At 60.7% G+C, this 8,341-nt stretch carries 7 protein-coding genes and 1 pseudogene; 3 read left to right on the top strand and 5 right to left on the bottom strand.

The features are described from left to right. The coding region (locus ABX749_RS13430; RefSeq protein WP_372896427.1) for a cysteine desulfurase family protein at positions 1-640 on the bottom strand (640 nt) is incomplete at its 3' end. After that, on the bottom strand, positions 641-1,288 hold the full coding sequence (locus ABX749_RS13425; protein WP_145221837.1) for a hypothetical protein: 648 nt from the start codon (positions 1,286-1,288) through the stop codon (positions 641-643). It abuts the gene before it with no gap. Positions 1,289-1,431: 143 nt separating this feature from the next. Between ABX749_RS13425 and scpB the strand changes: the two genes are divergently transcribed. Together scpB and ABX749_RS13415 are read left to right on the top strand one after the other, a co-directional pair. Beyond that, positions 1,432-2,208 carry an SMC-Scp complex subunit ScpB gene (scpB, locus tag ABX749_RS13420; protein ID WP_372896426.1) on the top strand — a complete coding sequence of 259 codons (777 nt, stop codon included), beginning with the start codon at positions 1,432-1,434 and terminating at the stop codon, positions 2,206-2,208. Between the two features lie 105 nt (positions 2,209-2,313). Then, complete coding sequence (locus tag ABX749_RS13415) at positions 2,314-2,754, top strand: hypothetical protein (protein WP_372896425.1); 441 nt, start codon at positions 2,314-2,316, stop codon at positions 2,752-2,754. A 10-nt stretch (positions 2,755-2,764) separates the two neighbouring features. Here ABX749_RS13415 and hemA read toward each other — a convergent pair whose 3' ends face one another. From hemA to ABX749_RS13400, 3 genes are all read right to left on the bottom strand, one after another. Beyond that, the gene (gene hemA / locus ABX749_RS13410; RefSeq protein ID WP_372896424.1) at positions 2,765-4,030 is read right to left on the bottom strand and encodes a glutamyl-tRNA reductase; all 1,266 of its coding nucleotides are present in this window, start codon (positions 4,028-4,030) and stop codon (positions 2,765-2,767) included. Positions 4,031-4,041: 11 nt separating this feature from the next. Beyond that, on the bottom strand, positions 4,042-4,878 hold the full coding sequence (gene ccsA, locus ABX749_RS13405; RefSeq protein WP_372896423.1) for a cytochrome c biogenesis protein CcsA: 837 nt from the start codon (positions 4,876-4,878) through the stop codon (positions 4,042-4,044). 169 nt (positions 4,879-5,047) lie between these two features. Beyond that, positions 5,048-7,579: a ComEC/Rec2 family competence protein gene (locus tag ABX749_RS13400; protein ID WP_372896422.1), complete on the bottom strand. Its 2,532-nt coding sequence runs from the start codon at positions 7,577-7,579 to the stop codon at positions 5,048-5,050. 223 nt (positions 7,580-7,802) lie between these two features. Here ABX749_RS13400 and ABX749_RS13395 point away from each other — a divergent pair. Next, positions 7,803-8,341: pseudogene (locus ABX749_RS13395) on the top strand (S9 family peptidase); the annotation flags it as partial.

Genomic DNA, 8,341 nt, shown 5'->3' with positions numbered 1-8,341 from the left:
GGGCTCCCACACCCGCCGGACCGTGGAACTTGTGCGGGGTGACGGTGATCGCGGCGGCAGGGATCTCGTTGACGGTGGCGGGGAGTTTGCCGATCGATTGGGTTGCGTCGACGTGCAACAATGCACCCGCCTGGCGACAGATCTCGGCAACCTCGGCGATCGGCTGGACCACGCCGGTCTCATTGTTGGCCGACATCACCGACACGACGGCCTGGTCGGCGTCCAGCTCGGCAAGAGTCTGCTGCAAGGCGTCGATGCGGACGACGCCATCGGGCGTGACCGGCAGAACATGCACCTGGCGACCTGACTTCTTCGCCTGCTCGGCAAACGCGATCACGCTGGCGTGCTCGATGCTGCTGACGATCAGCGGCGAATCGGGTGCGGCCAGACCGGCCAATGCCAGGTTGTTGGACTCGGTGCCGCCGCTGGTGGTGATCAGCCGCGCTCCGCCGGGCAGCGACAGATCGCTTCCCAAACACGCCCCGATCCGCAGGATGGCGTCGTCCAGCCGATCGCTGCTGGAACGTCCGATGGCATGTTGGCTGGACGGATTGGCCGGGCCACGCTGGAATTCAGCGGCGATCACTTCGGCGACTTGCGGGTCGATCGCCGTGGTCGCGTTGTTATCAAGATAAATCATTCACCCGCCGCTGCTGCGAAGGTCAGCCAGTTCTGGGGAGGAGGGATAATCGCGGATCGCTTCGGCCAACAATTCGTCGGCTAACACACCGCGGTCGGCATCGCGAAGGTCCTTTACCAAGCCCACGTATTGGCCGACCAGCCAGCGATCGATCGCTGCGGTCATCTCGGCGGCGTTGTCCTTGCCTGGCAAGGTGCGGGCCAACTGGAACAGTTCGGGAATCAGCACATACAGTTCCCGCTCGGCGAGCTGCTGGACGGTCGGCCAAAGGACGGATGCCCGATTGGGATGGTCGTTGTTCCAGCCGACCCAAAACGGGTTGCCCGAATCTTGAATCTGCATTTGATCGGACAGCAGACCGGCGACGGCGGGAGTCGCGGTGGGGCCACGACTGAGACTGACCAGGTGCCACTGGGTCGGCTTTTTTCCCCTCGGAACGGTGATCCAACCCTTGGCCCGAAGCTGCCGCTGGACGGCTCCGGTCGTGTTTTTCCGGGTGATGGGGGTGATCTGGATGTGGAAAAACGGGATCTCGTAGAACGCGAAATCACGCGTCTGGAAGTGGCTGGGCGCAAATTCGGTACCCGAAACATTGCCCTTGATCGCGACGACGGCGCCGACCAAGAATAGGCTGAGAATCGTGCACACGATAATCAGCGAGCGACGGGAGCCCCGGCGAGCACGGCTCGAAGGGCGGGGCGAAGGGGATGAAGAGACCGACGTGGACACGATGCCAACCATTGGGGATGTTTGGGCAAACCATCAAAGTACCGCATCCGCCATTTTATGCCATGTCTCGACCCACGTCCCTCCACCATTCACTGCGAAAGGTCTCCGCGGGCGGCGGCGACGGTCGTCCCCACTCCGGCTCGCTGCCAGCCTATCCGGGGCCGGCCAAGGCGGTGCGACGCCCCTACGCGGTGCTTTTGCCGACTTCACCAACGCCGCCATCCAGGCCGCCGGGGGAACGAAGCGACGACGACCCGGCCGACGAGGGTGACCCCACGATTCGCCGGATGCGGTTGGAAGCCGTTTTGTTGCTCGCCAAAACGCCGTTGACCAGTCGCAAACTGGCCCAATTGGCTCACTTGGCGGATGGTACCGAGACTCGTACACTTGTCCGCCGCCTGAATCAAATCTACGACAACCTGGGGCGATCGATACGGATCGAGCAGGTGGCCGGGGGTTTTCGAATGTTAACCCGCGCCGCTTATGCCCCTTGGTTGGCCCGACTGGGACATTTACCTTCAGCGGTTCGGTTATCATCGCCGATGATGGAGACGCTGGCCGTTGTCGCGTATCGCGGTCCAGTTTCACGCGCCGATATCGAAGCAATTCGCGGTGTGGCCTGTGGTGAGTTGTTGCGGCAGCTGATGGAACGCGATTTAATTCGAATCTCCGGGCGAAGCGAAGAGCTCGGACGTCCCTACCTTTACGATACAACAAAGCAATTTTTACAACTTTTTGGACTTCCCTCCGGCGACGCGCTGCCGCCGATCAACTGGGAACCGTTACAAGAAGATGAAGAATTTGACCCAGAATCAATTGATCCAGAACACTCGACCTAAGCAGTTTCGACATCTACGAAGGAGTCAGTCGTGAGCCTTGTTGCTTTCGCATCGGTCACCCCAACCAACCGTTACGCGTCATTCCCAGTGTCACCGACAAGTGCAGTGTCACCGGGAAGTACAGCGTCACCGACAAGTCATCACGCCGATGATCTGTCGCTGCTGTTCTCCGTCGATCCGGTCATCGATGGCCCGCTCGCAGATTTCGATGGCCTGCTCGCAGGTATGAACGGTCCGTTCGCCGTGATCGAAGATGAAGAAGACGATCTGTACGAAGGCGACCATGACTTCGACGACGAGGACGATGACTGGGACGAACTCGACGACGACGAGGATGACGACGACGAGGACGATGATGACGAGGACGACGAAGAAGACGATGACTGGGAGGAAGTCGACGACGACGACGACGACGAGGATGACTTCGCCGATGACGAAGAAGACGCCGACGACTTCGACGACGACGAAGCCGATGACTGGGACGACGACGAGGACGACGACGATTGGGAAGAGGGCGGAGACGACGACGACGAGGAGTGGGATTGAGCGGTGACGCTCAGTCTCCCAGCCGGAACAACTCTCGCAAGGCTTTGACCAATCCCTTTTGATGCCCCTCGGCGGCATCCTCTTTCAACGACGACAGTGGTGGATGCAGCAGTTTGTTGATCAAACGATCGAGCGATTTTTCGATCTCTTTCTGCATCGCCGGCTCGCCACCCAACGCACGCAACTTGGGCAACAATCGCTCCAGCTCGTCCCGCTTGATCTGCTGTGCGTGCTCCCGCAACCGTTTGATCACCGGGCCGGTCGCACGATGATTCAAATCGACCAATAGCCGCTGCGTCTCCTCGGTGATGATCCGCTGCGCCTTGGGCCATTCCTTCTCCCGCTCGTGCCGATTTCGCTGACAGGCCGCCTGCAAATCGTCGATCTGGTACAGGTACAGGTTGGGAAAATCATCCAGTGCGGGGTCGAAATCGCGTGGGACGGCCAGGTCCAACACCAGCAGCACGCGGTCACGTCGCTGCGGGCGAAGCTTGTCGTATTGCTCGTAGGTCAGAATCGGTTCGGTGGCCGCCGTCGTGCCGACCAACAAGTCGGCTTGCACGACTTGCTCCAGCAAGGTCTCCCAGGGGGCATACCGAATCGAGAACGCATCGGCCAACGTCTTGGCACGTTCCAGCGAGCGGTTTAACACCACGATGTCGTCGGCTCCGGCTTGGATCAGGTAACGCAGCGTCTCTTCACCCATCTCGCCGGCACCGCAAATCAGCACCCGCTTGCCGACCAGCGAATCGAACACCTCGGGAACCACTTCGCCCACCGCCACGCTGGGCACACTCACCCGTCGGCGGTGGATTTCCGTTTCGGTTTGCACCCGTTTGGCCGCGTGGTTGGCCGCTTGAAACACCGCGTGGGTGAGCGGTCCGGCCGACCCCGATTGGCAGGCTAAATCGTAAGCCTGTTTGACTTGCGAGAGGATTTGCGATTCGCCGATCACCATGCTGTCCAAACTCGACGCCACCGTGAACAGGTGCTCGACCGCGTCGTTCCCGCTGCGATAAATCATCTGCTCGACCACTTCGTCGGTGGGCAGTTGATGTTGCTCGGCGAGAAAACGGACGACGGCTTCGCGGTCCAGTTCGAACTCTTCGTCGGTCGTCGTGTACAGCTCGGTCCGATTGCAGGTGCTCAACAGCACCAGTTCGCCTTTGGGATAACGCCGGCGAAATTCATTCAAGGCCGAATCGATTTGATTGCCGGAAAACGCGACCCGTTCGCGAAATTCGACGGCCGCGTCATGATGGCTACAGCCAATCATCTGCAGCTTCATCAGCTCACCCCGTGGGAACTGAGGATGACGCCGACGAGTGCCAGGACCAGAAAGCCCAGACTGGCCAAGGTCATGTAAAACGCTTTCCGCCCCCGGCTGGCCGGCGAATAGAGATACTCGATCGCCGTGGCGGCCACTAGCCATAGGAACAGCACCAGCGACAGCAAGATGCCGCTGTCGGTCCAGTTGAATTGTTCGTTCTGGTTCAAATTCATGATCGCCCCGGCCACGACCCCGATCGCCACCGCGGCGGTGCTGATCAGCAGCGTCCGCCGGTTGGCCCGATCCAGCGTCTCCAGCGTCGGCAACCGAAACATCCGCGACCCGGCGCGTTTGTGTTTCAGTCGCCAAGATTGCACCAGATACATCACGCCGGCCAAAAAACCGACCAGCACCGCACCGGTGCCGACCATCATCGCCACCCCGTGGATCGAGCGCCACGCGTTGGCCGTCTCCGTCCGCGAAAAACGCTCCCATCCGCCGACCCAGATCCCCAGCCCGATCGTCAACAAAATCAGCGGCAGAAAAAAGAAACTGATGATCGTGTCGCTGCGGCGGACGTAGGCGATGAAAAAACAAATCGCCAGTCCCAGGGCCAACAACAGTGACCATTCCGCCCAGCTGGATAGCAAACCGCGGCCGTCTTCGACCGGCAGATCGATCGCCCGCAAAAACAGGTAACTGACATGGGTGAACAACCCCAGACCCATCATCGTCAGCACCGCCGGCATCCGAAAGCGGAATTGACCGAAAAATCGTGTCAGCTCCAGCAGCAACGCCACCAAGTAACTGGTGAAAAAACAGGTGATAGAAATCTGGTGAAGGATTCCCAACACGGGCGAAGTGGCTCCAAAAGCGGTCCCGACAATACAACGACTCAGCCTGTCATGGTACACATCGCCGTGAAAATGGCCAGTGTCAACCGCCGACCGAAGGATCCCTCGGCAGCACTGGATGCCTCGGGTTCACCAGGATCTAGCGGGGACACCGTGCGATTGGCCGGCGTTACCAGGGGCTGACCAGCCACTTGCGGATGTCCAGCTGACCAGAGCCATTCAGTCGCACCCGAATGGCACCCTCGCGGGCCGTGATGTGCACGCCGCTTCCGGTCACCGACAACATCGCTTCCACCTCGGTCCGCGCCGCCCGACGGCTGCCGCTGACGATCGTCTGCCGCGGACGCGCCCAGGCCAACACCACGTCCGCGTCCATCGACAAACTGCCGTGGTGCGGCGCCATCAAGACACCGCCCGCCGGCGGCCGGGGACGCGAAACCAGCGACTCGGTTCCCGGTGGCTCCAAATCACCCGGCAGAATCAACGCCCTGCCGCCATGATCGATCCGCAACACCAAACTGTTCGCGTTGTCACTGCCGGCGATCCCCGCCCGCGGAGGATGCAACACCGACATGCCCGTTCGGTCGACCCATGCGTCCCGAACGTCGGCAGAAACTTCGCGCACCGCGATCCGGTGTCGCCGCACCGCCGAGCGGACGTCCGCCAGCGCCGCGTCGCGGCCCTCGAGCATCCCCGGCGGCGTGATCAAGACGTCCACCGAAAACCGATCCAGGATCGCCGGCAACGCGTTGTAATGATCCGCGTCGGCATGGGACAGAAACACGCCATCCAATCTCGTCACGCCCAGCGACCAAAGCGCCGTGTCGATGTCGCGGCTGGTGCCCAAACGGTTGCCCATCCGGCCGCAATCGTACAACCAAATTTTTCTATCGGGCGTCCTCACGATCACACTCGTTCCGTGCCCCACATCGATGAACGTGGCTTCTAACGTGTTCGGCGGCAGCGCCGCCACCCGCGTCGAAACCCAAAACATCACCACGCCCCAAACCAGCACCCAGCCGCAACGAAACCATCTCGCCCGACGCGATCGCCAGATCAACGATGCCGCCATCACGACGTAAAACAACGCCACGCCGATCCCCGGCGGCGACGGCAACCAGGCATGCCCGCGCGGCCAACCCGCCGTCCACTCGATGACCCACCACATGTAACGCAGTGCGAGGTGACAAACCGTTCCGGGGACCGCACCCAACCACGAATGAATCGGATCGACGATCACCGTCAACACGCCCGCCGGTAACGCCACCATCAACCCCGCCCAAACCAACACGTTGGTCAACACGCTGACCAACGAGACCAAATGGAATTGCGACCACACCAACGGCAAACTGACGGCCGTCACACATCCGCTCAACCAAGCCATCTGTGCAAAGAACCGCGCCACCGTTTTCAGATTTCGCACCCATGAACTCGATGACGCGTCGACCATCGATTGAAACCCGGCCTCACGCTGTAATTCCAATTCCGAACGCATCGATCCCGGCGCGATCGGTCGACCGGCCAACATCAACGTGATCACCGCCAAGAACGACAGATGAACCCCGACCGAAAAGACGTTCATCGGATTCACCACGATCAACACCATCGCCGCCACGCCCAAGGTGTTCAGCGGTTGGGAGGTTCGCCGGACACAGGTCGATAACAGCAACATTGAAATCAGGATCGCCGCGCGCATCACCGGAGGCCTGCCGCCGGTCACGGCGACGTACAACGCACTGATCGCCACGATCACCACGAAGCGACTGACCGGTTGCAGCCCCACCGCCGAAACGATCCAAGTCGCTACCAGCACCAGGATCGCCAGGTGCATGCCGCTGACCGAAAGCAAATGGGCCGTGCCGGTCGCCAACAAGGCGTCACGTGTTTTTGGATCCACGAATTCCCGCTGCCCGATCACCAAGGCGACCGCCAGCGGTCCGGTTTGATCGTCCGTGTGGCTGAGCAACGACTCACGGCCCCGCGTCGCGATCGATGCGACCGCCGACGCGATCGGATTGGACGAGGTTTCCAACAGCGTGATCGATCCCGCGTTCTTGGTCTCGATTCGAGCATGAAGCCCACGTCGTCGATAGGCAGGTCGAAGATCCGGTTCACCGGGATTGGTCGGACCTTCAAACGGATGCAACCATCCATAAATCTCCATCCGGTCGCCGGGCCGCAACTGGCTCAAGTCCCCGTCAACGTAAACCAACACCTTGCCGTCAGTGGCCTCAAACCCGTCTTCGACACGCCGCTGCTGCAGGTCGACGGTCAGTTGACTCTGCCAGGGAGATTCGTCCGCGCCGCGGCGGCCAAACGAAACGGGGTTTCGCCGCAACGAGACCGTTCGATCCAACATTCCCCGAACAACGATCGGCTGCGCGGATTGATCGACCAAGGGAAGGATCGACGCGCTGCGAAACGAAGCTTCGCTCCATGCATGCAAGGTTCCAAAGCAGCTCGTCCACAAAACCGCGTTGCAGGCCCAGGTGATGACTCTCGCCAAACCCTTGACACCGGGCCGCGACGGTCGGAACACGCGATGAACCAGTTCCGGCAGCAACCCCGCGACCACGCCGATCAACAACCAACGTGTCACGCTGGTCCAAAACGTTTCGTACCACCACGCATCGCAGATCACACCGAGCGTTGCGAAAAAGCTGGCGAAGACAAACGGAAACCGATGAAGGCTCGACGCCACGCGCCCGCGGGGCTCGAACACGTCCCGCTCCAACCGCTGGCGCAGCAGCCATCGTCCCCGCAGCAATCGTCGCCTCCAAGCCGCTTCCACCCCGATTCGCTCCCATTAGCGTGCTTGCCAAAACCGTTAGAATAGGCAAGTCGCGACCGGTAATGAAGTAGTCCGACACCCCCCGTGAAAAACTTTACATCGCCACGCCACTCCACTCGGGCCATCCACCGCCATGAATCATCCCACGCGAGCGATCACGTCCATCACCTTGCTGTTAGTTGCTGTTTCCACTTTGAACGCACAAGTCACACCCACCACGCTGAAATACCCCGTCACCCAACAGTCCGATGTCCGCGATTCCTATCACGGCATCGAGGTTGCCGATCCCTATCGCTGGCTCGAAGACACCGAGAGTGCGGAAACCGAAGCCTGGGTCACGGCCCAAAACGAAGTCACGCAGGCCTACCTGAAATCGCTGCCGCAACGCGAAGCAATGCGGCAACGGCTCGAGAAATTGTGGAACTACGAACGCTACACGATTCCCCGTCGTCGCGGCGATCGCTACTTCTATTCCCACAACGACGGGTTGCAAAACCAAAGCGTTCTCTACAAGGCCGATTCGCTCTCGGCTGAACGTCAGGTGTTGATCGACCCGAACAAACTCAGTGACGACGGCACGGTCGCGCTGGCGGGAACGGTGATCACCCGTGACGGATCCCTGGTCGCGTATGGATTGGCCGACGGGGGCAGCGATTGGCGGACCTGGAAAGT

Source organism: Stieleria sp. (assembly GCF_041595215.1).
Lineage (GTDB): Bacteria > Planctomycetota > Planctomycetia > Pirellulales > Pirellulaceae > Stieleria > Stieleria magnilauensis.
This window is presented reverse-complemented; position numbering and strand designations above follow the sequence as displayed.